Genomic DNA, 25,920 nt, shown 5'->3' with positions numbered 1-25,920 from the left:
ATGATGCATGAAATGTATTTTGCGCGTTCGTCGCCGGCGCTGACAAGCGGCCGTGCGGCTTAGTCCGTCAGATAAGGCATGGGGTCGACCGCCGAGGAGCGGACGCGCAGTTCAAAGTGGAGCTTGACCCGAGTGGTGCCGGAGCTGCCCATGGTGGCGATGGCGTCGCCGGCTTTGACCGCCTGCCCCTCTTTGACCAGCAATGACTGATTGTGAGCATAGACGGTGAGGTGGGCGTTGTCATGCTGGATGATCAACAGATTGCCGTAGCTGCGGATGCCCTTGCCGGCGTAGGTAACCTTGCCGTTGGCCGCCGCGCGGACGGGGGAGCCAGCTTCGCCGGCGATGTCTATGCCCTTGCTGCCCTGGCCGTTGAATTTAGCAATGATGGGACCTTTGGCCGGCCAGACCAGCTTGATGTTGGCCACCGGGCGAGCCGCGGGCTTGCTGGGTTCCGAAGCGGAAGGCTTGGTTGCGGGCCGGCTGGGCTGTGGGCGCTTGGCGGGGGCTTGAGCGGCGCCGGCGGGCGGGGAGACGCGCAGCAACTGACCGGCGTTGATGCTGCCGGGGTCTTTCAGTCCGTTCCAGCGCACCAGGTTCGCCACGCTGACCCGGTGGTTCTGGGCAATGCGGAACAAGGTGTCTCCCGGCTTGACGCGGTAAAAGCCGGCGGACTCCACCGCGGCGGGTTGCGAGGTGCTGGCGCAGGCGGCAAGCAGCAGGGGCAGGGAAACGGAAATAAGACGGGCGGACAAGGACATGGCGCAGATTCTAGCATCGCCGCCGGCGGCTGCGCGGTTTCTATGCGCAAACGCCGGCGGCTGGACTAAAAATCATGTTAAGGACTGTGATAGGCATTGGGCGGAGGCAACGGGATGAAACTGGGGTGGATGATGATTGGCTTGTGGAGCCTGGCGGCGCTGGCGGCGGAACCGTCGACGCTTTCCATCTACAGCGTGGAGTACCCGCCGCTGGTGTTGAAGGGGGAGGGCGGAAAATTGAGCGGCATCGCCGCGGAGGCGGTGGCTCAGGCGGTGCAATTGGCCGGCATGGGCGTGCGCATGCCGGAGATCCCCTGGAAGCGGGCTCAAATGCAGGTGCAGCAAGACGCGGACAGTTGCTTGGTGCCTTTTACGCGTTCCTTTGAGAGAGAGAAGATGTACCGCTGGGTGGGCTTGGTGATGGAAAGCAATCAATCCTTGTTCATCAACAGCCATCACCCGGTCGTCTTGAATTCGCTGGACGACGCCAAGGGCAAGCGTGTTGTGGTGTTGCTGGGGTCGTCGATGGCGGATTATTTGAAAAAGAACAATATCGCCTATTCCGTCAGGCCCACTCCAGAGGAAGCCGAGCGCGAACTGGCTGCCGGCGTGGCGGATGTGTGGGCGGTGCATGACGTGGTGGCCAACTACACCATCAAACAAGTGGGTACGCCAACCGATAATATCCGTGAGGCCTTGCAGGTCCAAACCACCAGCATCTATATGGCCTGCAGCCCGAAAATGTCGGATGCGACCGCGTTGAAGTTGAGCAGAGCGTTTCAACAACTGCGCGAAAGCGGAAAGCTGGAGAAAATTGTCGCCAAATATATGAAGTAACGATTGTCGGCACGCAGTATTTTATGGTGACAGTGTCTACTCGTATTAATTTTTCAAGGGTACAGTATCTTGGAAAAACAAGTTGAACTGTCACTGATGGCTGCGAAATGACTGGGCTAGAATGGTGCCAGTTTTTGGGTCGCCACGCATCTGGCGGCGCAATGGTGATTCTTTTGTCATCCCTGGACAAGGACAGTCATGAACCGAACCTACTTAGCCCATCTTGAAGCCACGCTGGCGCAGATTCGCGCCGATGGTTTTGAAAAGCCCGAGCGCGTGATCGCCACGCCGCAGCGCGCCGACATCGCCTTGAGCAACGGCAGCAATGTGCTGAATTTTTGCGCCAACAATTACCTGGGCCTGGCCGACGACCCGCGTTTGATCGAGGCGGCGAAGAAGGGCATGGACGACTTCGGCTACGGCTGCGCCTCGGTTCGCTTCATCTGCGGCACCCAGCAAGTGCACAAGGATTTGGAGCAGGCGATTTCCGGCTTTTTGGGCACTGATGACACTATTTTGTATTCCAGCTGCTTCGACGCCAACGGCGGCGTGTTCGAAACCTTGCTGGGCGAAGAGGACGCGGTGATTTCCGACGAGCTGAATCACGCCTCCATCATAGACGGCGTGCGCTTGTCCAAGGCCAAGCGTTTCCGTTACAAGAACAACGATATGGCCGATCTGGAGGCGCAGTTGATAGCCGCGGAACAGGCCGGCGCGCGGTTCAAGCTGATCGTTACCGACGGCGTGTTCTCCATGGATGGCATCATCGCCGATCTGAAAACTCTGTGCGAAGTGGCGGAACGTCATGGCGCGCTGGTGATGGTGGATGATTCCCACGCCGTAGGCTTCATCGGCGATAGCGGCGCGGGCACGCCGGAATTGTGCGGGGTTGCCGATCGCGTCGACATCTACACCGGCACCTTGGGCAAAGCCCTGGGCGGCGCGTCCGGCGGCTATGTGTCCGGCCGCAAAGCCATCATCGATCTGCTGCGTCAGCGCTCGCGCCCGTACCTGTTCTCCAACACTCTGGCTCCGGCCATCGCCGCCGCCAGCCTGGAAGTGCTGAACATCCTCAAGGGCGGAGAGGGCGCGGAACTGCGCGCCAAAGTGCGCCGCAACGCCGAACTGTTTCGTCAGGAAATGAGCGCGGCCGGCTTCACCCTGGTGCCGGGTCAGCACCCCATCGTTCCTGTGATGCTGGGCGATGCCAAGCTGGCGGGCGAGATGGCGGCCAAGCTGCTGGAGGAGGGCGTGTACGTGATCGGCTTCTCCTTCCCGGTGGTGCCCAAGGGCAAGGCGCGCATTCGTACTCAGATGTCGGCGCGCCACAGCGAAGAACAGGTTCGCCTGGCGGTGGCGGCTTTCATCAAAGTGGGCCGCGAACTCGGCGTGATCTGAGGCGTAGCGCCGCGCGCCCATGAGGGCGCCGCGGCGGATAGGAACAGCAATGAAAGCATTATCCAAACTGAAGGCTGAGCGCGGCCTGTGGATGACCGATGTGGCCAAGCCGGAAATCGGCCATAACGATCTATTGATCCGGATTCGCAAGACCGCGATCTGCGGTACCGATATTCATATCTGGAACTGGGACGACTGGGCTCAGAAGACCATCCCGGTGCCCATGCACGTTGGCCACGAATACGTCGGCGTGGTGGAAGCGATCGGCTCGGAAGTGCAGGGCTTCAGCGTCGGCCAGCGTGTATCGGGCGAAGGGCATATCACCTGTGGCCACTGTCGCAACTGTCGAGCCGGCCGCCGTCACCTATGCCGCAACACCTTCGGCGTGGGCGTCAACCGCGAGGGCGCGTTCGCCGAGTATCTGGTGATCCCGGCCTTCAACGCCTTCCCGATTCCGGACGACATCTCCGATGACTTGGCGTCCATCTTCGATCCCTTCGGCAATGCGGTGCACACCGCGCTCAGCTTCAACCTGGTGGGCGAGGATGTGCTGATCACCGGCGCGGGTCCGATCGGCATCATGGCGGTGGCTATCGCGCGCCATGTCGGCGCTCGTCATGTGGTGATCACCGACGTGAACGAATACCGTTTGGAGCTGGCGCGCAAGATGGGCGCCACCCGCGCGGTGAACGTGGCCAAGCAGGACCTCAAGCAGGTGATGGCCGAGCTGCATATGACCGAGGGCTTTGATGTCGGCCTGGAAATGTCGGGCAATCCACAGGCCTTCCGCCAGATGCTGGATACCATGAATCATGGCGGCAAAGTGGCGCTGCTGGGTATCCCGCCGGCCGATACCGCCATCGATTGGAACCATGTCATTTTCAAGGGCCTGGAAATCAAGGGCATCTACGGCCGGGAGATGTTCGAGACCTGGTACAAGATGGTGGCGCTGATCCAGTCAGGCTTGGACATCACCCCCATCATCACTCATCATTTCCCCGTGGCGGAATTCCAGCAAGGTTTTGAAGCCATGTTGTCGGGCCAGAGCGGCAAGGTGATTCTGGACTGGAGCTGATGGCAGGGAATGGCCTGACGAAAAAACCCTCTTCGCTGGCGAAGAGGGTTTTTTATATGTCCAATGCGTTCTCGCTCTCGCGAGAGAATGCGAGACAAAGCGACAACCGCTGAGTAAAGCGGAGCCTATACATTGTCAATGAGCATTCCGGAGTTGTGCTCCCGTGCGGCGCACGATGCGCGGCAGATCGTAAACAGGTTCTTATTGTCCGGAGGGAGCCAGCAGCGGCGCATAACCCAGGCCGCGCAACTTCTCCATGGTTTCGTCTGCTTCGGCGCGGCTCTTGAACGGGCCGACCTGCACGCGGGTCACGGTATGGGCTGGGATGCCGTGCTGTTTCAGCTCCTTCACCAGTTTTTCGGCGTTGCCGATGCTGGAGAACAGGCCCAGCTGGACTTGATAGCCGATAGAGCTGCCTGCCGGCTTGGCTTTGACAGCGGCCTCCCTGGCTGGAGCAACAGGCTTGTCCGTCGCGATGGCGGCGGCGGGCGGGGGGGCTTTGACGGGTTCGGCCGGCGAGGCTTTGGCGGCTGCCGTCTGCGGCGGAGCCGCTGCCGGGCTAGGGGCGGGAGGCGCTTTCGCCGCCGCGCGCTCATGGGCCGGCGCTGGGGCCGCAGCGTGGACGGGCGGGCGGCTGTTGACCACGGCAGGGGTCTTGTCTAGATCGGGGCTGGCCGGGCTGGCCGGGCTGGCGGCGCTGGGCGCTTGCGGCGCGCCGGCGGCTTCCGTCGCGGGCGCGCTGCTTTCCGCTGCCGGCGCGCTGGCTGGAGCGGGCGCCGGCGCCGCTTCCGCCGGGGCGGAGGCGGGCTTGATGATTTTGCCGGAGCTGGGGCTCTGACTGCTGGCGGTCATTTCCACCTTGGGTTTATTGAGGCTGTCGGTCAGCGGAATGGCGGCCAGCGCCACGGCGACCAGGCCGCCGGCGATCATCAACCGCTTTTTCAGCTTGCTGTTGAGGTCGGCCTCGCCGCCGGTCTTATCGGGGTCTTGTTGATTTTGTTCGCGCATGGTCCGTGAGACTGAGAAATGTGCAGCACATGGTTGAAAACACTGCTAAAATATCGGGTTCGTCAAAATTGGGTAACCCGAGTGGCTGCATAATACTCAAGTTTAGCCACTTGTCTTGATGTTTGGGAGAATTTATATGGCAATTGAACGCACCTTGTCCATCGTTAAGCCGGACGCCGTTGGTAAAAACGTCATCGGCAAAATCTACGATCGTTTCGAATCCGCCGGCCTGAAAATCGTGGCCGCCAAGATGAAGCAACTGTCCCGCGCCGAAGCCGAAGGCTTCTACGCCGTGCACAAAGACCGTCCGTTCTTCAAGGATCTGGTTGATTTCATGGTGTCCGGCCCGGTGATGATCCAGGCGCTGCAAGGCGAAAACGCCGTGCTGAAAAACCGCGAACTGATGGGCGCGACCGATCCGAAGAAGGCTGAAGCCGGCACCATCCGCGCCGATTTCGCCGACTCCATCGACGCCAACGCCGTTCATGGTTCCGACAGCGTGGAAAACGCCGCGATCGAAGTGGCTTATTTCTTTGCTGCATCCGAGATCAGCGCCCGCTAATCTCATAGTACTCCGTTGTTTGCGGAGCCTGTCGTCATGGACGGGCTCCGTCGAAAAGGCGGTCGTCCACACCGCCTTTGCTTTATCCCGAGGAATGCATGAAAACCAACCTGCTCGACTTCAATCTGGACCAGCTGACCCGGCATTTCGCCGAAATGGGCGAGAAGCCGTTTCGCGCCAAGCAAGTGATGCGCTGGATGCACCAGATGGCGGAAGCCGACTTCGACGCGATGACAGACCTGGCCAAAAGCTTGCGCGCCAAGCTGCATGAACGCGCCGAAGTAAAGGTTCCCTCGCTGATGACCGGGCAGGCGTCCAGTGATGGCACCCGCAAGTGGCTGCTCGACGTCGGTACCGGCAACGGCGTCGAAACCGTCTTCATCCCCGAGGATGAACGCGGCACCTTGTGCGTGTCATCCCAAGTGGGCTGCGCGCTGGAGTGCACTTTTTGCTCCACCGGCCGCCAGGGCTTCAATCGCAATCTGTCCACCGCCGAGATCATCGGCCAGCTGTGGTGGGCCAATAAGGCGATGGGCGTGACGCCCAAGAACGAGCGAGTCGTGTCCAATGTGGTGATGATGGGCATGGGCGAGCCGCTGGCCAATTTCGATAATGTGGTCAGCGCGATGCAGATCATGCTGGACGATCATGGCTACGGCCTGTCCCGCAGGCGAGTGACCTTGTCCACTTCCGGCCTGGTGCCGCAGATGGACCGGTTGCGCGAAGAGTGCCCCGTGGCGCTGGCGGTGTCGCTGCACGCGCCCAACGACGCCATTCGCGACGTGATTGTGCCTATAAACAAGAAATACCCGTTGGCGCAGTTGATGGCGGCCTGTCAGCGCTATCTGGAAAAGGCGCCGCGCGACTTCATCACTTTCGAGTACGTGATGCTTGACGGTGTCAACGATAGACCGGAACATGCTCGCCAACTGCTGGAACTGGTGCGGGACGTGCCGTGCAAGTTCAATCTGATACCGTTCAATCCGTTCCCGAACTCGGGTTATGAGCGTTCCAGCAACAATGCGATTCGCGCGTTCCGTGAAATTCTGCAGGAACGCGGTTACGTGGTGACGGTGCGGAAAACGCGCGGCGACGACATCGACGCCGCCTGTGGCCAGCTGGCAGGCCAAGTGATGGACAAAACCCGCCGTCAAGCCAAATGGATGCAGCTCGTAGAGGACAATAAGCAATGACGATACGGCAAATGGGGTTGATGGCCTGTTTATGGATGGCTGTGAGTTCAACCGCATTTGCCGCCGATGCCGAGGTGTCGCGCGAGTTGGCGACGATACGCAGCCAGCTGGCGATTGAATACGCCAAGATCGGCAATTACAAAGTGGCGCTCGAAACGGCGGATCAGGCCGTCGCCGCGGACCCGGCCTATGTCCCGGCCTATGTGTCCCGAGCTTATGTTTTGACCCAGTTGCGCGAGGACGGGCCCGCCGAAGCCAATTACCGCAAGGCCCTGCAACTGGATCCAAGCAACCCCGAGGCCAACAATAATTACGGTTTGTTTTTGTGCGATCGAAACCGGCTGCAGGATTCTTTGTCCTATTTTCAGAAAGCGCTGGCCAACCCGCTGTATGATTCGCCTCAGACGGCTTATTTGAACCTGGGGCATTGCAGCGCCAAGGCCGGCAATCAAGAGCAGGCCAACGATTACTTGCTGGCGGCGCTGCGCGCCGCGCCCAATTTCGCGCCCGCGCTGCGGGAATTAGCACAGTTGCATCTTGGGCTGGGTAATGCCAAATTGGCTGCTTTCTATTTCGAACGGATAGGCAAGAGCGCGGCGCTGCAAGCCGACGACCTGTGGCTTGGCGTGCAGATTGGGCGCAAGAGCGGCAACAGGACGTTGGAAAGCGAATGTTCCGCCGCGCTCAAGAACCGTTATCCGGATTCCAAAGAAACACAACTGCTGTTGAGTGGAAGCTGAGGATGGAGCAACAATTCGAACAACAGGGACAACCGACGGAATCCAGCGTCGGCGCCCGGCTGAAGGCCGCTCGCGAAGCGGCCGGCATGGGTTTGGGGGAAGTCGCGGATAGGCTGAAACTGTCGATGCGGCAGTTGGAAGCGATAGAGCGCGACGATTTCACGATCTTGCCGGGCGCGACCTTCGTGCGCGGCTTTGTGCGTAATTACGCCCGGTTTTTGCAGATTGATCCCGAACCGTTGATGCATGCGCTGGACAGGCAGTTTCCTTCCGCCGTCAACGACGTCGCCAATCTGGTGCGCGACGGCGCGCATGAGGCTCCGGGGCATGTCGGCGAGCCAGCGGCGTTGGAGGAGGGCGGCTCTTCCGGCAAGTGGATTGTAGGCCTGCTGGTGGTGGCGGCCCTGGGCGGCGGCGTCGCATGGCTGGCCAGCAACCACGGCGGCGACAGCCGGCCGGCTGCAGACGCTTCTTCCGCCATCGCGACTGAGCTGTCTTCAGCGCCGATGGACGAAGCCTCCGCTCCCGCCGCATTCTCCGTGGAGACGCCGGCTTCGGCGCCGGCAGCCATCGTCGCGCCTTCTCCGGCTTCCGCGCCGCAGCCGGTCAAGGCGGCCAGCGTGGCCAGCGCGCCGCTTCCGTCGGCGCCGCCGCTTGCCAAGCCGCAGGCCAGCGCCGCCGCGGCGGCGGCCGCCAGCGGCAAGCTGGTGTTGACGGTCAAGGAGGCTGAAGCCTGGGTGTCCGTGGTGGACGCCACGGGCAAGAAGCTGGTATTCCAGACCTTGCAGCCGGGCAGTACCCAGGAAGCGGTCGGCACGCCGCCGTTCAAGCTGGTGATCGGCAACGCCTCGCAAGTGGCAGTGAATTTCAATGGCCAAGCGGTGGACCTCTCGGACAAGATCCGCGGCACCACGGCAAAGCTGGAACTCAAGTAATTCAAGGTAGCGAATGGATAGCGTGAACATCGCGCGACGCCCCACCCTGCAGGCTCGGGTGGGGCATGTCATTGTAGGGTCGGATGCTCCGGTGGTGGTGCAGTCCATGACCAATACCGATACCGCCGACGCCGCGGCCACGGTGCGGCAAGTGCTGGAACTGGCGGAAGCCGGATCCGAGCTGGTGCGCATCACCGTCAACTCCCCGGAGGCGGCGGCCAAGGTGGCGGAAATCCGCCAGCGCCTGGACGACGCCGGCTGTGCCGTCCCCTTGGTTGGCGATTTTCATTTCAATGGCGATCGCCTGCTTAGGGAATATCCCGACTGCGCGCAGGCCTTGGCCAAGTACCGGATCAATCCGGGCAATGTGGGCAAGGGCGCCAAGGGCGATGACAAGTTCGCCTTCATGATCCGCACCGCCATCGAGTACGGCAAGCCCGTGCGCATCGGCGTCAACTGGGGCAGCCTGGATCAGGCTTTGCTGGCCAGAATGATGGACGCCAACAACCGCGTCGCCCAGCCGCTGCCCCTGGAGCAACTGATGCGCGAAGCGTTGATCGTTTCCGCGCTGGAGTCCGCCGACAAAGCGATGGAACTGGGGTTGCCGGCCGAGCAAATCCTGCTGTCCTGCAAGGTCAGCAATGTTCAGGATCTGATCACCGTGTACCGCGATCTGGGCAGCCGCTGCAACTTCCCCTTGCACCTGGGGCTGACCGAGGCCGGCATGGGTTCCAAGGGCATCGTCGCATCCAGCGCGGCGCTGGCGATCTTGCTGCAGCAAGGCATCGGCGACACTATTCGCATCTCGCTGACGCCGCAGCCGGGCGAGGCGCGCACCAAGGAAGTGGTGGTGGCGCAAGAGTTGCTGCAAACCATGGGTCTGCGCAGCTTCACCCCGTTGGTGACCGCTTGTCCGGGTTGCGGCCGCACCACCAGTACCTTTTTCCAGGAGCTGGCGGACCAGATCCAGAATTATCTGCGCACCCAGATGCCGGTATGGCGTTTGCAGTACCCGGGCGTAGAGGACATGAAGGTGGCGGTGATGGGCTGCGTTGTCAACGGCCCGGGAGAGAGCAAGTTGGCCGATATCGGCATCTCGCTGCCCGGCACCGGCGAGGTGCCGGTGGCGCCGGTTTACGTCGACGGTCAAAAGGATGTTACCCTCAAGGGCGACAACATCGCCGCCGAGTTCACCGCCTTGGTTGATCGCTACGTGCAAAGCCGTTATGGCGAAGGCGGCGCTAAGCGCCGCGAGGGCGGCAGCCGCACCATTCCGATTCGTCCGGTAGGCGTTTGAGCGCGTTTGGCGCAATGACCGGGCATTGATTCAAGCGATATACAAGAAAACAAGCAATGGCTCAAAAATATCAAGCGGTCAAAGGCATGAATGACGTGCTGCCGGCCGAGTCCTACCAGTGGGAATTTTTTGAAGGCAAACTCCGCGAGCTGCTGGCCGACTACGGTTACCAGAATATCCGCACCCCCATCGTCGAAACCACGCCGCTGTTTGTTCGCGCCATCGGCGAAGTCACCGACGTGGTGGAGAAGGAGATGTACACCTTCATCGACAGCCTGAACGGCGACAGCCTGACGCTGCGTCCCGAAGGCACCGCGGGCACCCTGCGCGCGGTGGTCGAGCACAACCTTCTGTACAATGCCACCCAGAAGCTGTGGTACATGGGGCCGATGTTCCGTCATGAACGCCCGCAGAAAGGCCGTTATCGCCAGTTCCACCAGATGGGCGTGGAGGCGTTGGGCTTTGGCGGTCCGGACATTGATGCCGAAATCATCGCGATGACTGCCGATTTGTGGCGTCGCCTGGGCCTGTCCCAGTATGTGCGCCTGGAAATCAATTCGCTGGGCAACCAGGAGGAACGCGCCGCGCATCGTCAGGCGCTGATCGCCTATCTGGAAAAGCACGTGGATATTCTGGACGAAGACGGCAAGCGTCGCATGTACAGCAACCCCCTGCGCGTGCTTGACACCAAAAACCCTGCCTTGCAGCAGATGGCCAACGAGGCTCCCAAGCTGTCCGACTATCTGGGCGAGGCGTCCCGCGCGCATTACGAAGGCTGGAAGGCGATGATCCGCGAGCTGGGCGTCGACTTCGTGGAAAACCCGCGACTGGTGCGTGGGCTGGATTACTACAACCAGTCGGTGTTTGAGTGGGTGACCAGCGAGCTTGGCGCGCAAGGCACGATTTGCGCCGGCGGCCGCTATGACGGCCTGATCGAACAACTGGGCGGCAAGCCCGCCGCCGGCATTGGTTTCGGCATGGGCTTGGAGCGCGTGGTGCTGTTGCTGCAGGACAAGCAACTGCTGCCGGCGCAACGCAGCGTCGACATTTATCTGGTGAACCAAGGCGAAGGCGCGGCGCTGTATGCGATGAAGCTGGCGCAAAGCCTTCGCGCAGCCGGCCTTTCGGTGGTGCAGCACTTGGGCGAAGGCAGTTTCAAGTCGCAAATGAAAAAAGCCGACGGCAGCGGCGCGCAGTTCGCCGTCATCGTCGGCGAAAATGAAATCAAGACGGGTCAGGCGGTGATCAAGGCGCTGCGCGCCGAGATGGACCAACAAACTGTGGCGGCGGAAGCGGTGGCCGCCACGCTGATCTCACTGAAAGCTTAAGGGAGAGGGGCGCAATGGCGTTCGACTTGCAGGAACAAGAACAGATTGATTCGATCAAGGCCTTCTGGCAGCAGTGGGGCAAGCTGATCGCCGGCGTGCTGGCGGCGTCCGCCATTGCCTATCTGGGTTTCAAAGGCTACCGCTATCATCAGGAGCAGCAGGCGCAAAAAGCGGCGGCCGCGTACGAGAACATCGACGCGGCGGTAGCCGCCAAGGACATCGCCAAGTTGAAGTCGGCGGTAACCCTGTTGCAGAACGACTTCGGCTCCTCGGCCTATGCCACGCGGGGCTCGCTGATTCTGGCCAAGGCCGCTTTCGACAAGAGCGACCTTGCGTTGGCCAAGAGTCAGTTGGAGTGGGTGCTGGCCAATAGCAAGGACGAATCGGTAAGCGCCATCGCCCGCCTGCGCCTGGCTTCCTTACTGCTGGATCTGAAAACTTACGACGCCGCGATCGCCGAACTGAACAAGGAACACCCCGCCGGTTTCGACGCGTTGTTCCTGGATTTGAAGGGCGATGTGCTGGTCGCCAAGGGCGACGCCGCAGCCGCGCGCGACGCCTACAAATCGGCGCTGGCCAAGTTGGTGGGCGATTCGCCCAACCGCCAGTTCATCCAGACCAAACTTGATGCGCTGGGAGGCTGATCGCATGCGCCGCCAATTGTTGCTGACCGCTGTGCTGTCCTCCTCGCTGCTGGCCGGTTGCGCCAGCTGGTTTGAAGGCAATACCCAGTTCAAGCCCACTCCGCTTGCCGCGATCAAACCCTTGCAGGGTTTGGACGTTAAATGGACAGCGACTCAGGCCGCGCCGGCTGCCGGCTTCCTGCCGGTATACGCCAACGGCCTGGTGGTGAGCGCCGACGCTGACGGCCGCGTGCGCAGCATCGACGCCCTTAGCGGCCGCGTTAGCGCGGACGTGGACCTGAAGCGCAAGCTGAGCGCAGGAGTCGCCGTGGCTGGCGATATGGTGCTGGTGGGCACTCAGGACGCCAAGTTGTTGGCGGTGGAGCGCGCCAGCGGCAAAGTGCTGTGGCAACAGCCACTGACCAGCTTGATGCTGGAGGCTCCGCAGGTGGCCGGAGACATGGTGCTGGTGCGCACCAACGACGCGCGCCTGACCGGGTTCTCCCTGAGCGACGGCGGCAAGCAGCTGTGGTCCAGCGGCAATGTGCTGCCGCAGCTGACCGTGCGCAACAACGGCTCGATGCAGGCGGTGGGCAAGGAAGCGGTGATGGTGGGGCAAGCCGGCGGCCGCCTGGACATCATCAACCCGCAGACCGGCAACGCCTTGTGGCAGGGCGCGGTGGCCAATCCGCGCGGCGCCACCGAACTGGAACGGATGACCGACGTGACTTCGCGGCCGGTGTTCGACGCCGGCCAGGTGTGCGCGGTGGCCTATCAGGGACGAGTGGCCTGCTTCGAGGCGCGTTCCGGCAATTTGCTGTGGGCGCGTGAAATTTCCTCCAGCCGTGGCCTGGCCGTGGATGGACGCAATGTCTACGTGACCGCGGAAGACGGCTCTGTCTGGGCGTTTGACCGCGGCACCGGCCGCAATATTTGGAAAACCGACGACCTGAAATATCGGGACGTCACCGGCCCCGCGTTGTTGGGCCGCTTCGTGTTGGTTGGCGATGGCGAAGGTTACGCCCATCTGCTATCCAATGAGAGCGGCAGCATCGTAGGCCGAGTCAAGGTCGGGTCCGCCCTGGCCAATCAACCGGTGTCGCTGGGTTCGTCCGCCTTGATGCAAGGCAAGGACGGGCGTCTGGCGATGCTGACTTTGGGATAATAAAGCAGTATTCATGAAACCTACCGTAGCTCTGGTCGGCCGCCCCAATGTGGGCAAGTCGACCTTATTCAACCGGCTGACCCGCAGCCGCGACGCCCTGGTCGCCGACCAGCCCGGCCTGACGCGCGATCGCCACTATGGCCATGGCCGCGTGGGCGAGAAGCCGTATCTGGTGGTCGATACCGGCGGCTTCGAGCCGGTGGTGGACGAAGGCATCTTGTTTGAGATGGCCAAGCAGACGCTGCAGGCCGTGGACGAAGCCGATGCCGTGGTGTTCCTGGTGGATGGTCGAAACGGCCTGACGCCGCAAGATAAAATCATCGCCAACCGTTTGCGCCAGTTGCAGCGTCCGGTTTTCCTCGCCGTCAACAAGGCGGAAGGGATGCGCCACGCCATCGCCGGCGCGGAATTCCACGAGCTCGCGCTGGGCGAGCCGTTGGTGATCTCCGCCGCTCATGGCGACGGCGTGCGCGAATTGATGGAATTGGTGCTGGCGGACTTCCCCGAAGAAGTGGAAGAAGAAGCCTCGCGCCACCCCAAATTCGCGGTGATCGGCCGGCCCAATGTCGGCAAGTCCACCCTGGTCAACGCCATCTTGGGCGAAGAGCGCGTCATCGCCTTTGACCAGGCGGGCACCACTCGCGACAGTATATATATTGATTTTGAGCGAGATGGCCATACCTACACCGTCATTGACACCGCCGGCGTGCGTCGTCGGGCCAAGGTCAGCGAGATGCTGGAGAAGTTCTCGGTGATCAAGACCATGAAGGCGATCGAAGACGCCAACGTGGCGGTGCTGGTGCTGGATGCCCAACTGGATATCTCCGAGCAGGATGCCACCATCGCCGGTTTTGCGTTGGAAGCGGGCCGGGCACTGGTGGTGGCGGTGAACAAATGGGACAACCTGGACGGGGAGCAAAAGGAAACAGTGCGCCGCGAGATCGCGCGCAAACTGAACTTCCTGGATTTTGCAAAGTTCCATTACATCTCCGCCATTGAAGGCCGCGGCGTGGCAGACTTGTTCAAGTCCATCGACGAGGCCTACAAGGCGGCCATGGCCAAACTGGCCACGCCCAAGCTGACCCGAGTGCTGCAAGTGGCGCTGGAACGTCAGCAGCCTCCGCGCTCAGGCCTGATTCGCCCGAAGATGCGCTATGCGCACCAGGGGGGGCAGAATCCGCCCATTATTGTTGTGCACGGCAATGCGCTGGATGCGGTGCCGAACAGTTATACCCGCTATCTGGAACATACTTTCCGGAAAGTGTTCAAGCTGCAGGGCACGCCGTTGCGCGTGCAGTACAAGTCTTCGGAAAATCCGTTCGACACCGACGACGGCAAGGAGAAGTCCCGAGCCAAGCCCAAGCCGATGTCCAAAATGCGCGGACGCGAAAAAGAAGTGCGTTACGGCAAGAACGGCAAGGGCAGCAGCAGTAAAAAATAGTACGCCGGGATGTTTTCTGCTAATAATAAGCAGACAACCGGGCTGTAAGGTTCAGTTAATACAACAATCAACGATTCGGAGAATAACGAATGAGCTCTAAAGGGCAAATGTTACAAGACCCGTTCCTGAACATCCTGCGTAAGGAACATGTGCCGGTGTCCATCTACCTGGTGAACGGCATTAAACTTCAGGGTCAGGTAGAATCCTTTGACCAGTACGTGGTGCTGTTGAAAAACACGGTGACCCAGATGGTGTACAAACACGCCATTTCCACCGTTGTGCCCGCCCGTCCGGTCAATCTTCCCCATGAACACCCGGTGCAAAAGCAGGAGCAGCAAGACGCCTAAAGCGTTGCTGTGCTTGTAACCGGGCCGATCGGCCGCGCCAATCAGGCGCGGCTTGTCGGCCTTTTATCTTTTGCGCCCCAACTATGGTTTCCGAATAGTGTTTGATCGTCCCGACTTAGGCGACCAGGCGGTTCTGGTCTGCCTGGATTTTGGAGATGCCGATTACCAGGAAAACATCGCCGAGTGCGCCGAGCTGGTCAAGAGCGCCGGCGTCGAGGTGATGGGCGTGGTGCAGGGCAAGCGGCAGCGCCCGGACGCCGCGTTGTTCGCGGGCAAGGGCAAGGTTGAGGAAATCGGCCTGCTGGTGCGCGCCACTGATGCCAATGTAGTGATATTCAACCATGCCTTGGCGCCTGGTCAGGAGCGCAATCTGGAGCGGGCGCTGCAGTGTCGCGTTATCGACCGCAACAGTCTGATTCTGGATATTTTCGCGCAGCGCGCGCGCAGCCATGAGGGCAAGCTGCAAGTCGAATTGGCCCAGCTGTCCCATATGTCTACCCGCCTGGTGCGCGGCTGGACCCACTTGGAGCGGCAAAAGGGCGGCATCGGCCTGCGCGGCCCCGGTGAAACCCAGCTTGAAACCGACCGTCGGCTGCTGGGCATCCGCGTCAAGGCGCTGAAAGAGCGTCTGGCCCAAGTGCAAAAACAACGCAATACTCAGCGCAAAGGACGCGGACGAGCCGGCATTGCTTCGGTGTCCATCGTCGGCTACACCAACGCCGGCAAGTCCACTTTGTTCAATGCGCTGACCAAGGCGCGGATCTATGCCGCGGACCAGCTGTTCGCTACGCTGGACACCACCAGTCGCAAGCTGTTTCTTAACCACGAGACATCCATCGTGATTTCCGATACGGTGGGCTTTATCCGCGATCTGCCCCACACTCTGGTGGCCGCGTTCCGCGCGACCCTGGAAGAAACCGTGCGTGCGGACCTCTTGTTGCATGTGGTGGATTGCTCCAGCGATATGCGCGATGTGCAGATCGAGGAAGTCAACAAAGTGTTGACGGAGATCGGCGCGGACGGCATTCCGCAATTGCTGGTCTGGAACAAGTGCGATCTGCGCGAAATGGAGCCGGAGATTGAGCGCGACGCGACGGGCCGTCCGGTTTCTGTGCGGGTTTCGGCCCTGACCGGCGCCGGCCTGGAACTCTTGCGCGCGGCGGTTGCCGAATGCGTGCATCCTTCCCAAAACAACCATAAAGACTATTACGAGCATGTCGCAGAATGACCCTAACCGAGGCCGCCGAGGCAATGAAGGGCCGCCGGACCTCGATGAAGTATTCCGCAACCTAAATCAGAAGCTGTCGAGGCTGCTGGGCGCCAAGGGCAGCGGCGCCGGCGGAGGCCCGGCGTCCAGCGCCAAGCCGCCGTTCAAAGGCGGCGCTGTCGCCGTGGTCGGTGTATTGGCCGCGCTGTGGCTGGCCAGCGGTTTCTACGTGGTGGACGCGCGCGAGCAAGGCGTGGTGCTGCGTCTGGGCAGCTTCAACCGGGTAACAGAGCCGGGGCTGCAATGGCACGCGCCGTTCCCGATTGAAAAGGTGGAGATCGTTAACCTGACCGAAGTGCGCAGCGTGGAAGTCGGCTACCGCAATACCGCCCAAACGCGGGTTGCGGAAGAGTCGCTGATGCTGACCTCGGACCAGAACATCATCGATGTCCAACTGTCGGTGCAATACGACATCAAGGACGCGCGCGCCTTCCTGTTCAACAACGCCTCGCGCGAGCGCGACGCGAAGGACATCGTCAAGCAAGCGACCGAAACCGCGATCCGTGAAGTGGTGGGACGCAACAAGGTCGATTTCGTGCTGAACGAAGGGCGAACCCAGATCGCGGTGGAAACTCAGAAGTTGATTCAGGAAGTGCTGGATCGCTACTCTCTGGGCGTGCGCATCGCCAAAGTCAACATCAATGCGGTGCAGCCTCCCGAGCAAGTGTTGGCGGCCTTCGACGACGCGGTGAAGGCGGGTCAGGACAAGGACAAGCTGCGCAACGAAGGCTTGGCTTACGCCAACGAGGTGCTGCCCAAGGCCCAGGGCCTGGCCGCGCGTCTGCAGCAGGAGGCCGAGGCCTACGAGCAGAAAGTCGTCTCCCGCGCGGAAGGCGACGCATCGCGCTTCAAGCAAGTGTTGTCTGAATACAACAAGGCGCCCAAAGTCATGCGCGATCGCCTGTATCTGGACATGATGCAGCAGATCATGAGCAGCACCACCAAGGTGGTGGTGGATCAGAAGGGCGGCAATAATCTGTTGTACTTGCCCTTGGACAAACTGATTCAGCAAAGCAGTCCGGGAGCCTCCGGCGCCGCGGCCCCCGCCGCCGGCACGGCGCCACAGCCGCCGGAGCCTACGCCGCCGGCCGCTCAGGCCGGCAGTGGCAAAGGGGGGCGGGACGTGACCCGCGGTCGTGATTTTTTTGGGGCGGAGCGATAAGCAATGGATAGACTGATTCCGACTGTAGTTGCCATAGCCGGTGTGCTATTTGTTGCCAGCCTGTCGCTGTTCACCGTGGATCAGCGCCAGTACGCGTTGGTTTTCCAGTTTGGCGAAGTGGTGCGCATCATCAAGGAGCCGGGCATCCAGTTCAAGGTGCCGCTGTTGCAGAACGTGCGTTATTTCGACCGCCGCGTGCAGACCATCGACGCCGAGGCGCCGGAATTGTTCAATACCCGCGAGAAAAAGAACGTGTTGGTGGACAGTTTCGTCAAATGGCGCGTGGTGGACGTTGAGCAGTTCTATAAGAGCGTGGGCTCCGAGGCGGCCGCTGTGGCGCGTTTGAAACAGACCATCAATGACGGCCTGCGCGCGGAATTCGGCCAAAAGATGGTTGCCGACGTCATTTCCGGCAAGCGCGACCAGGTGATGGATACGGTTCGCAAGCGCGCTGACGCGGATGCGCGTAAAATAGGCGTACAAATTCTCGACGTGCGCTTAAAACGAGTCGATTTTCCGGATAAAATAAGCAGTTCGGTTTTCGATCGCATGCAGTCCGAGCGCCGCACCGTAGCCAGCCAGTTGCGCAGCGAGGGCGCCGCGGACGCAGAGCGTATCCGGGCTGAAGCGGATAAGCAGCGCGAAGTGGTTCTGGCCGAAGCGTATCGCCAAGCTCAGGACTTGAAGGGCAAGGGCGATGCCAAGGCGGCGGCGATCTACGCCGAGGCTTACGGCAGGAACCCGGACTTCTACGCCTTCTGGCGCAGCATGGACGCCTACAAGGAGTCGTTCAAGAACAAGAGCGACGTGTTGGTGCTGGAGCCGAGCAGCGAGTTCTTCAAGTATTTCAAGAACCCGCAGTCTGGAGCGGCCAAGGCCAAGTAAACGGTCAAGGCTGGCGAAAGACGCCGCGCAAAACAATCGGAGTATGGAACACTGGCCGGGGCGACCTGGCCAGTTTGCTGATAACAAGGCGGGGGCTTCCCGCCTTTTATTCTGTTGAAAAGAATCATGCGTAATTGGCTGTTACCGGAATACATCGCGGATATTCTGCCCGCCACCGCGCGCCAGGTGGAGTCCGCCAAGGCGGCGATGCTGGAAGGCTTTCGCGTGGCGGGCTACGAGTTGGTGCTGCCGCCGCTGATCGAGTACATCGATTCACTGGTCAGCGAGGAAGACGCTTCGCTCGAGCTCAAAACCTTCAAGCTGGACGATCAGTTGTCCGGCCGGCAAATGGGCTTGCGCGCCGACATCACGCCCCAAGTGTCGCGCATTGATGCGCATCTGCTTGGCGAGCGCACCGGCGTCACTCGGCTGTGCTACGCCGGCAGCGTGGTGCATACCCGGCCGGACGGCCTGGCCAGCTCCCGCGAGCCGCTGCAAGTGGGGGCGGAGTTGTACGGCTACGCCGGCATCGAGGCTGACCTGGAAATCATCGAATTGATGCTGGGCACCTTGGAGCGCGCCGGCGTGTCCGGCCTGCGGCTGGACATCGGGCATATGGCGATTTATCGCGGCATTGCCGCCACCGCCGGTTTGTCGGGGGAGACCAGCCGGGCGCTGTTCGCCAAGCTGCAGAGCAAGGACTTAGCCAGCATTCGCGAGTTGGTCCGCGATGTCGCCGAACCGTACCGCAGCGCTTTTCTGGCCTTGCCGGAATTGTATGGTCCGATCGAAGAGCTGGACCGGGCGCGCTCCCGTCTACCGTCCTTGCCCGAGGTGGAACTTGGCTTGATGCAGCTGTCCGCGGTAGCCAAGGCGCTGGAGGGCCGGGTGGCCCTGAGTTTCGACCTGACCGAATTGCGCGGCACTCAGTATCACAACGGTCTGCTGTTCGCAGCCTATGCTGAGGGCTGGGCCGAGGAGCTGGCGCGCGGCGGGCGCTACGATAATGTCGGCCGCCGTTTTGGCCGCGCCCGACCAGCGACAGGCTTCAGTCTGGATTTGCGCGACTTGATCCGCATCCTGCCCGAGCAAGGCTCGGTCAGGGGGATTCGCCTGGCCGGCAAGTACTGGCCCCAGGCGCGGGCCGAAGTGGCTCGCCTGCGCGAGGCGGGCGAGATGGTGGTGATTGATTATCTGGGCGAGTCCGCCCAGGCTTTGAATTGTGATCGCGAGCTGACCCCGGACGGCTCGGATTGGCATGTGGTTTCATTTAACTGATTTTTGAATCTGACTGAAGAAGAGGTTTTTTCCAATGTCCAAGAACGTTGTCGTGATCGGTACCCAGTGGGGTGATGAAGGCAAGGGCAAGATCGTTGACTGGCTGACCGACCACGCGCGTGCCGTGGTTCGCTTCCAAGGCGGCCACAACGCGGGCCACACTCTGGTGGTGGGCGGCAAGAAAACTGTGCTGCGCCTGATTCCGTCCGGCATTCTGCGTGATGATGTCGAGTGCTTTATCGGCAATGGCGTGGTGTTGTCCCCTGAAGCCTTGCTCAAGGAGATCGACGAGCTGGAAACCGCCGGCGTTAACGTCGCCGCTCGCCTGAAAATTTCCGAAGGCTGCCCGCTGATCCTGCCGTACCACGTCGCTTTGGATCAGGCTCGCGAAGCCGCCAAGGGCGCCGGCAAGATCGGCACCACCGGCCGCGGCATCGGCCCCTGCTATGAAGACAAGGTGGCGCGCCGCGCCTTGAAGGTGATCGACCTGTTCGACACCGCCCGCTTTGCCGAGAAGTTGAAGGAAAACGTCGAATACTACAACTTCATGCTGACCAAGCTGTTCCAGGCTGAGCCGGTGAGCTTCGACGCCATCCTGGCCGACACCTTGAAACTGGCCGAGCGCATCAAGCCGATGGTGGCCGATGTATCCCGCACCCTGTACGACATGAACCAGGCGGATATCCCGCTGCTGTTCGAAGGCGCGCAAGGCACCCTGCTGGACATCGACCACGGCACCTATCCGTACGTGACCTCGTCCAACTGCGTGGCCGGCGCCGCAGCGCCGGGCGCCGGCGTGGCACCGCAAATGCTCAACTATGTGCTGGGCATCGTGAAGGGCTACACCACCCGCGTGGGTTCTGGTCCGTTCCCGACCGAGCAAGAGAACGATATCGGCATGTTCCTGGCCAAGCGCGGCAATGAATTCGGTTCGGTCACCGGCCGCCCGCGCCGCTGTGGCTGGTTCGACGCCGCCGCGCTCAAGCGTTCTATCCAGATCAACGGTGTGTCCGGCTTGTGCGTGACTAAGCTGGATGTGATGGATGGTCTGGAAGAGATCAAACTGTGCGTGGGTTACACCCTGGACGGTGAAAAGGTGGATATCCTGCCGTTTGGCTCCGACGCGGTCAGCAAGTGCGTGCCGGTATATGAAACCATGCCCGGCTGGAGCGAAAGCACCTTCGGCGCCAAGCGCTGGGAAGATCTGCCGGCCAACGCCCAGGCTTACCTGACCCGTATCGCCGAAGTGTGCGGCGCGCCGGTGGACATCATCTCCACTGGTCCTGACCGTGAAGAAACCATCGTGATGCGTCATCCCTTCGGTCTGTAAGTCCGATTTGGCTCATCGCCGGAAACCCGCCTGCCAGGCGGGTTTTTTCATGCTCGCGGCGGGCGTAGACTGTTTGGATTCTGGTTTCCGAAAGCAAAACACATGCAGCCATTGAATGTCGCCTTGGTGGGCTACGGCTATGCAGGCAAGACTTTTCACGCGCCCTTGATCTCCGCCACGCCCGAGCTGAAGCTGGCCGCCGTGGTCAGCAGCCGGCCGGACGGGGTGAGGGCGGATTGGCCGCAGGTGCCGGTGCTGGCCGGTTTAGAGCAGGCCTTGCTTGACCCCGCCATCGATATGCTTGTTATCGCCAGCCCCAACCGATTGCATTATCCGCAGGCGCGCTCGGGTTTGATGTCAGGTAAGCACGTGGTGGTGGACAAGCCGTTCACAGTGACGCAGGCGGAGGCGCGGGAGCTGTGCTTGATGGCTGAGCGGCCGGGCAGCCCGCTGTTATCGGTGTTTCACAATCGACGTTGGGATGCTGATTTTCTGGCGCTCAAGGCCTTGTTGGCTGGCGGTGAGCTGGGGGCGCTCAGCCATTTCGAGTCCCATTTCAACCGTTATCGGCCGCAGGTCCGCGCGCGTTGGCGCGAGCAGGACCAACCGGGAGCAGGGCTGTGGTACGACCTGGGACCGCACTTGCTCGATCAGGCCTTGCAGTTGCTGGGCTGGCCGCAGACGATTTATGCAAGCTTGTTCAAACAAAGGGCAGGGGCGCAGGCGACGGACTACTTTCACGTACAGCTGGGCTATGCGGAGTATCAGGCGGTGCTGCACGGTTCCTGCTTGGTCAGCGGCGGCGTTCCGCGCTTTAGTTTGCACGGCGCGCTCGCCAGTTACGTCAAGTTCGGCCTGGATAGCCAGGAAGACTATTTGAAGCGTGGCGGCCGCCCTGGCGAAGCGGGCTGGGGCGTGGACCTTGAGCCGGGCATCTTGTTCCGTCTGCGGGACGACGGAGAAATACGGGAGCCCCGGCCATCGCCTTTGGGGGATTATCGCGATTTCTACTGTGAGGTGGCTCGCGCCGCGCAAGGCTTGGGGCCTAATCCGGTGACGGCGAGGGACGCGTGGAGGGTGATAGCCTTGTTGGAACAAGGAGAGCGGAGCGCGCGGGAAGGGCGACGCCTGTTTTGCCTCTCGGTCGCTTGAGAGAGGCCCCGGCTTTCGCTTTACGTTTCGACATCATTTGCGCCGCCCTGTCTCCTTGTCCCAGCGGCAGCCGGTGCTACACTGGCGTTTCCTTTCCTGAAATTTTATCGTCATGCAGCTTAAGCTCGCCGCCGGCATGGTGACCCCGTTGATCGTGGCCACCGCCTTGTTCATGGAGAACATGGACGCCACAGTGATCTCCACCTCTTTGCCGGCTATCGCGCGCGACCTGTTGGTGGAGCCGATTGGTTTGAAGTTGGCGCTGACGTCTTATCTGGTCAGCTTGGCCGTGTTTATCCCCATTAGCGGCTGGATGGCGGACCGGTTTGGCTCGCGGCGTATTTTCCGCGCTGCCATCGGCGTTTTTGTATTGGGTTCGGTGTTGTGCGCGCTTGGCAATACATTGGGCGGCTTTGTGCTGGCGCGCTTTGTGCAAGGTATCGGCGGCGCAATGATGGTGCCGGTGGGGCGTTTAGTGATTTTACGCACCACGGCGAAAGCGGATTTGGTGCGGGCGCTCAGTTATTTGACGGTTCCCGCTTTGCTGGGGCCGGTCATCGGGCCGCCCTTGGGCGGTTTCATCAGCACCTATCTGCATTGGCGCTGGATATTCTTGATCAATATTCCTATTGGCGTGCTGGGCTGGGTGCTTGCCAAGCGTCACATCGAAGACTTGAAGGACGAACAAGTGCCGCCGCTGGACTGGTTGGGCTTTGCCTTGAGCGGAGTTGGTTTGTCCTTGTTGATGCTGGGTCTGGCTTCCGAAGGCAAGCATTTGATCTCGGTGCAATGGTCGGCGCTGCTAGCGGTGATTGGCGCCGGCTTGCTGTGGCTTTATCTGCTGCATTATCGTCGCGCGGCTCATCCCTTGCTGGACTTGTCCTTGTTGCGCTTGCCCACTTTTCATGCAGGCGTGGTGGGCGGCTTCGTGTTCCGAGTCGGCATTGGAGTCACGCCCTTCTTGTTGCCGCTGATGTTGCAACTGGGCCTGGGTCTCAATCCTTTTGTCTCTGGTTTGTTGACCTGTTCTACCGCGGTGGGCGCCATTTTCATGAAGACGCTGGTGATGCGCATACTGCGGCGTTACGGCTTCCGCAGGGTATTGATGGTTAATAGCATGCTGGCGGGCCTTTCCATCGCGGCGTACGCCTTGTTCTACGAGGCGCCGAGTTATGTTTGGATGTTGCTGGTCTTCGTATTGGGAGGTTGTCTCCGCTCTTTGCAGTTCACCAGCCTGAACGCGATTTCTTTTGCCGAGGTTGAGTCGGGACGCATGAGTCATGCCACCAGTCTTTCAGGGGTGGCGCAGCAGTTGGCTGCGGGTTGCGGGGTGACGGCAGGGGCTTTTGTCTTGCAGGGAGTGAGCGGAATGCAGGGGCATGCGGTCTTGACCGTGGTCGATTTTGCCTGGACTTTCGCCATTATGGGCGCCTTGACCATGTTGTCCAGCCTGATGTTTGCCACGCTGGATCCGCGAGCCGGGGAAGAGTTGGCCTCGCGCTGAGGAGAGAAATGCAAAAGCCCCGTTGATCATAGATCAACGGGGCTTTATTTGGTGCCCAGGAGAAGACTCGAACTTCCACACCCTTGCGGGCGCTAGGACCTGAACCTAGTGCGTCTACCAATTCCGCCACCTGGGCTTCGCTTTGCTGTATTATTTCGCTGCATCTCTGCAACGAGATGCGAATTATAGACATATTCTTGAGGGTGTCAATGGCTAGAACACAAAAAAAACAAAAGACCCTGTCCCTCCGCGAACAGGACCCCTTCCTGGAACGGGAAAAACTTAAATATTCCAATCCCTTGCCGAGCCGAGAGTTCGTTTTAAAAATTTTGGCCGAGCAGGGGGTGCCGCTATTTCCTGATGAATTGGCGCGCATGTTGTCGATTACGCGAGCCGAATCTATTTATTTCGAACGCCGCTTGCGGGCAATGGAGCGAGACGGCGAAGTCATCATCAATCGCAAAGGCGCAGTCTGCGTCGCTCAAAAGCTGGACTTGATCAAGTGCAAAGTGTCCGGTCACCGCGATGGCTACGGTTTTGCCATCCCGGATGAAAGCGAAGGCCAGGGCGGAGATATTTTCCTGCCCGAGCGGGAAATGAAAAAAGCGATGCATGGCGATCGGGTGATGGTCCGCCCGTCGGGCCTTGATCGCCGAGGCCGGCAGGAAGGCAAGATCGTCGAGGTGTTGGATCATGTGGTGACGCGGCTGGTCGGCCGCATCAACCGCGTCCGGGGCGTGTGGGTGGTGACGGCGGAAGACCGCCGCATCAACCACGACATTCTGATTGAGCCGGGCGGAGAGGCGGGCGCCAAGGATGGCCAGGTTGTCATGGTGGAAATCCTTCAATACCCGGATGCCTACCGTCAGCCTGTTGGCCAAGTAGTGGAAGTGCTGGGCAACTACGCCGACCCAGGCATGGAAATCGAAATTGCGCTGCGCAAGCACGATCTGCCTCATCAATTCCCTGAGGCAGCGCTGGCGCAAGCAAAGGCGACACCGAAAAAGGTGCGCAAGAAAGATTGGACCAAGGATCGAGTCGACCTGCGTGATCTGCCCTTGGTGACGATAGACGGCGAAACCGCGCGCGACTTTGATGATGCCGTATATGCCGAGAAGCAGGGCAAGGGCTTCCGTTTGATCGTGGCGATTGCCGACGTCAGCTTTTACGTAGAGCCCGGTGACGCTTTGGATCAGGAAGCGCTTAACCGTGGCACTTCGGTCTATTTTCCGCGCCGCGTCATTCCGATGCTGCCGGAAGCCCTGTCCAACGGGATCTGCTCGCTGAATCCGGATGTGGAGCGGATGTGTATGGTCTGCGATATGCAGATCAACGCCAAGGGCGTGGTCAAACGCTATCAGTTCTATCCGGCGGTGATGCTGTCCAAGGCGAGGTTGACCTACAACCAGGTTTGGGAGTGGATTCAGAAGGGAAGCGACAGCCCGGTGTTGCCGCAGATCCAGACCTTGTACTCGTTGTTCAAGGTGTTGCTTGCGGCGCGCAGTCAGCGCGGGGCGATCGAGTTCGACTCGGTGGAAACCCAGATGATCTTCAATGACGCGGGCAAGATCGAACGCATCGTGCCCGTTGTGCGCAACGACGCGCACCGCCTGATTGAAGAGTGCATGCTGGCGGCCAACGTTTGTGCCGCTGATTTCCTGGAGAAGAACGGGCACAAAGCCTTGTATCGGGTGCATGAAGGGCCGACTGAAGAGAAGCTGGAGAATCTGCGCAACTATCTGCGCCTGGTCGGCTTGAGCTTGGGCGGCGGTGAAAAACCCACCGCTAAAGACTATGCCAAATTGGCCGAGCAGATTCATGGACGGCCCGACGCGCCGGTGCTGCAGACCATGTTGCTGCGCTCCATGCAGCAAGCGGTTTATACCCCGGACAATAACGGCCACTTTGGTCTGGCTTACGAGGCCTACGCTCATTTCACTTCTCCGATTCGCCGCTACCCGGACCTGTTGGTGCATCGCTCGATCAAGGCTGTGCTTAAAGGCGGTAAATACAAGCCTGGCAAGTGGGCGCAACTGGGCGTGCATTGTTCAATGACCGAACGCCGGGCCGACGATGCCAGCCGTGATGTGGAGTCCTGGCTGAAAACCTACTATATGCGAGACAAGGTGGGTGAGATCTTCAAGGGCAAGATCTGTGCGGTGACCAGCTTTGGCGTATTCGTGTTGTTGGATGATGTGTATGTCGAGGGTTTGGTGCATATCTCGGAGTTGGGCAAGGACTACTTCCACTTCAAGAAGGACGTCCAGGCGATCGTAGGGGAGAAAAGCGGCATGCAATACCGCTTGGGCGATACTCTGACTGTGAAGGTGATGAGCGCTAACCTGGAAAGTGCCCAAGTCGACTTCGCTCTGGTCAAGGAGGGGGACCTGCAGGTTCCTAGGCCGGTTCCCGCACGTAGTGTTGGGGCGCGCCCAGCTGGTCCGCGTAGGGGCTCCGAGTCCAAGCCCGTGGAAGCGAAGCCTTCTGCATTGCCGGCTGCGCCCAAGGGACGAAGCCGGGGGACTGTCCAATCGCCGGCGCCGAAGCCAGTGGTGAGTCAGCCCGTAGCAAGCAAGCCAGTAGCAAGCAAGCCAGTAGCGAGCAAGCCAGTAGCGAGCAAGCCAGTAGCGAG

23 protein-coding genes and 1 tRNA gene are annotated in these 25,920 nt (G+C 60.7%); 21 read left to right on the top strand and 3 right to left on the bottom strand.

Annotated features, from left to right (window positions below; translation table 11 throughout):
• Window positions 1-59: 59 nt before the first annotated feature.
• Window positions 60-761: a peptidoglycan DD-metalloendopeptidase family protein gene (locus BR71_RS17400; RefSeq protein ID WP_043640504.1), complete on the bottom strand. Its 702-nt coding sequence runs from the start codon at window positions 759-761 to the stop codon at window positions 60-62.
• 114 nt (window positions 762-875) lie between these two features.
• Between BR71_RS17400 and BR71_RS17395 the strand changes: the two genes are divergently transcribed.
• The 3 genes from BR71_RS17395 (at window position 876) to tdh (ending at window position 4,071) form a co-directional block, all read left to right on the top strand.
• A complete protein-coding gene (locus BR71_RS17395) occupies window positions 876-1,598 on the top strand; it encodes a substrate-binding periplasmic protein (protein ID WP_081555630.1) in 723 nt (240 codons plus the stop codon).
• A gap of 198 nt (window positions 1,599-1,796) precedes the next feature.
• Entirely contained in the window at window positions 1,797-2,996 is a 1,200-nt protein-coding gene (locus BR71_RS17390; RefSeq protein WP_043640499.1) for a glycine C-acetyltransferase, read from the top strand.
• A 49-nt stretch (window positions 2,997-3,045) separates the two neighbouring features.
• The gene (tdh, locus tag BR71_RS17385; protein ID WP_043640495.1) at window positions 3,046-4,071 is read left to right on the top strand and encodes an L-threonine 3-dehydrogenase; all 1,026 of its coding nucleotides are present in this window, start codon (window positions 3,046-3,048) and stop codon (window positions 4,069-4,071) included.
• A 201-nt stretch (window positions 4,072-4,272) separates the two neighbouring features.
• Here the strand turns inward: tdh and BR71_RS23075 are convergent, their stop codons facing one another.
• Window positions 4,273-5,079 (bottom strand): SPOR domain-containing protein, encoded by an 807-nt coding sequence (locus BR71_RS23075; RefSeq protein WP_052370756.1) that lies wholly within the window; start codon window positions 5,077-5,079, stop codon window positions 4,273-4,275.
• A gap of 136 nt (window positions 5,080-5,215) precedes the next feature.
• Here BR71_RS23075 and ndk point away from each other — a divergent pair, with 136 nt between their 5' ends.
• From ndk to BR71_RS17295, 17 genes are all read left to right on the top strand, one after another.
• Window positions 5,216-5,641, top strand: a complete 426-nt coding sequence (gene ndk, locus BR71_RS17375) for a nucleoside-diphosphate kinase (RefSeq protein ID WP_043594449.1) — start codon at window positions 5,216-5,218, stop codon at window positions 5,639-5,641.
• 98 nt (window positions 5,642-5,739) lie between these two features.
• Window positions 5,740-6,834: a dual-specificity RNA methyltransferase RlmN gene (gene rlmN / locus BR71_RS17370; RefSeq protein ID WP_019104100.1), complete on the top strand. Its 1,095-nt coding sequence runs from the start codon at window positions 5,740-5,742 to the stop codon at window positions 6,832-6,834.
• Entirely contained in the window at window positions 6,831-7,574 is a 744-nt protein-coding gene (pilW, locus tag BR71_RS17365) for a type IV pilus biogenesis/stability protein PilW (protein ID WP_244269658.1), read from the top strand. Before rlmN ends, pilW begins: the two co-directional genes overlap by 4 nt.
• A gap of 2 nt (window positions 7,575-7,576) precedes the next feature.
• Window positions 7,577-8,509 carry a RodZ domain-containing protein gene (locus BR71_RS17360; protein WP_043640492.1) on the top strand — a complete coding sequence of 311 codons (933 nt, stop codon included), beginning with the start codon at window positions 7,577-7,579 and terminating at the stop codon, window positions 8,507-8,509.
• Between the two features lie 13 nt (window positions 8,510-8,522).
• A complete protein-coding gene (gene ispG, locus BR71_RS17355; RefSeq protein WP_043640484.1) occupies window positions 8,523-9,806 on the top strand; it encodes a flavodoxin-dependent (E)-4-hydroxy-3-methylbut-2-enyl-diphosphate synthase in 1,284 nt (427 codons plus the stop codon).
• A gap of 56 nt (window positions 9,807-9,862) precedes the next feature.
• Window positions 9,863-11,134 (top strand): histidine--tRNA ligase, encoded by a 1,272-nt coding sequence (gene hisS / locus BR71_RS17350; protein WP_043640481.1) that lies wholly within the window; start codon window positions 9,863-9,865, stop codon window positions 11,132-11,134.
• 14 nt (window positions 11,135-11,148) lie between these two features.
• A complete protein-coding gene (locus BR71_RS17345; protein ID WP_019104352.1) occupies window positions 11,149-11,778 on the top strand; it encodes a YfgM family protein in 630 nt (209 codons plus the stop codon).
• A 4-nt stretch (window positions 11,779-11,782) separates the two neighbouring features.
• Window positions 11,783-12,922, top strand: a complete 1,140-nt coding sequence (gene bamB, locus BR71_RS17340; RefSeq protein ID WP_019104353.1) for an outer membrane protein assembly factor BamB — start codon at window positions 11,783-11,785, stop codon at window positions 12,920-12,922.
• A 13-nt stretch (window positions 12,923-12,935) separates the two neighbouring features.
• Window positions 12,936-14,363 carry a ribosome biogenesis GTPase Der gene (gene der / locus BR71_RS17335; RefSeq protein ID WP_043640478.1) on the top strand — a complete coding sequence of 476 codons (1,428 nt, stop codon included), beginning with the start codon at window positions 12,936-12,938 and terminating at the stop codon, window positions 14,361-14,363.
• Between the two features lie 89 nt (window positions 14,364-14,452).
• Window positions 14,453-14,710 (top strand): RNA chaperone Hfq, encoded by a 258-nt coding sequence (hfq, locus tag BR71_RS17330; protein WP_039756760.1) that lies wholly within the window; start codon window positions 14,453-14,455, stop codon window positions 14,708-14,710.
• Window positions 14,711-14,807: 97 nt separating this feature from the next.
• A complete protein-coding gene (gene hflX, locus BR71_RS17325; protein ID WP_043640549.1) occupies window positions 14,808-15,938 on the top strand; it encodes a ribosome rescue GTPase HflX in 1,131 nt (376 codons plus the stop codon).
• A complete protein-coding gene (gene hflK, locus BR71_RS17320; protein WP_052370755.1) occupies window positions 15,925-17,139 on the top strand; it encodes an FtsH protease activity modulator HflK in 1,215 nt (404 codons plus the stop codon). Before hflX ends, hflK begins: the two co-directional genes overlap by 14 nt.
• 3 nt (window positions 17,140-17,142) lie before the next feature.
• On the top strand, window positions 17,143-18,024 hold the full coding sequence (gene hflC, locus BR71_RS17315) for a protease modulator HflC (RefSeq protein ID WP_039756762.1): 882 nt from the start codon (window positions 17,143-17,145) through the stop codon (window positions 18,022-18,024).
• Window positions 18,025-18,150: 126 nt separating this feature from the next.
• A complete protein-coding gene (locus BR71_RS17310) occupies window positions 18,151-19,302 on the top strand; it encodes an ATP phosphoribosyltransferase regulatory subunit (protein ID WP_043640475.1) in 1,152 nt (383 codons plus the stop codon).
• A 34-nt stretch (window positions 19,303-19,336) separates the two neighbouring features.
• Window positions 19,337-20,632: an adenylosuccinate synthase gene (locus tag BR71_RS17305; RefSeq protein ID WP_019104360.1), complete on the top strand. Its 1,296-nt coding sequence runs from the start codon at window positions 19,337-19,339 to the stop codon at window positions 20,630-20,632.
• Window positions 20,633-20,734: 102 nt separating this feature from the next.
• The gene (locus BR71_RS17300) at window positions 20,735-21,784 is read left to right on the top strand and encodes an oxidoreductase (protein WP_043640471.1); all 1,050 of its coding nucleotides are present in this window, start codon (window positions 20,735-20,737) and stop codon (window positions 21,782-21,784) included.
• Window positions 21,785-21,896: 112 nt separating this feature from the next.
• Window positions 21,897-23,288 carry an MFS transporter gene (locus BR71_RS17295; protein WP_043640468.1) on the top strand — a complete coding sequence of 464 codons (1,392 nt, stop codon included), beginning with the start codon at window positions 21,897-21,899 and terminating at the stop codon, window positions 23,286-23,288.
• A gap of 49 nt (window positions 23,289-23,337) precedes the next feature.
• Here BR71_RS17295 and BR71_RS17290 read toward each other — a convergent pair.
• A tRNA-Leu gene (locus BR71_RS17290) sits at window positions 23,338-23,424 on the bottom strand.
• Between the two features lie 67 nt (window positions 23,425-23,491).
• On the opposite strand from BR71_RS17290, the gene rnr reads away from it, so the two are divergent.
• Window positions 23,492-25,920, top strand: a 2,429-nt coding sequence (gene rnr / locus BR71_RS17285) for a ribonuclease R (RefSeq protein WP_425265950.1), incomplete at its 3' end; no start/stop codon positions are given.

The organism is Chromobacterium haemolyticum DSM 19808 (genome assembly GCF_000711885.1).
Lineage (GTDB): Bacteria > Pseudomonadota > Gammaproteobacteria > Burkholderiales > Chromobacteriaceae > Chromobacterium > Chromobacterium haemolyticum.
The sequence above is the reverse complement of the archived record's forward strand: the minus strand, read 5'-3'. Positions and strand labels throughout refer to the sequence as shown.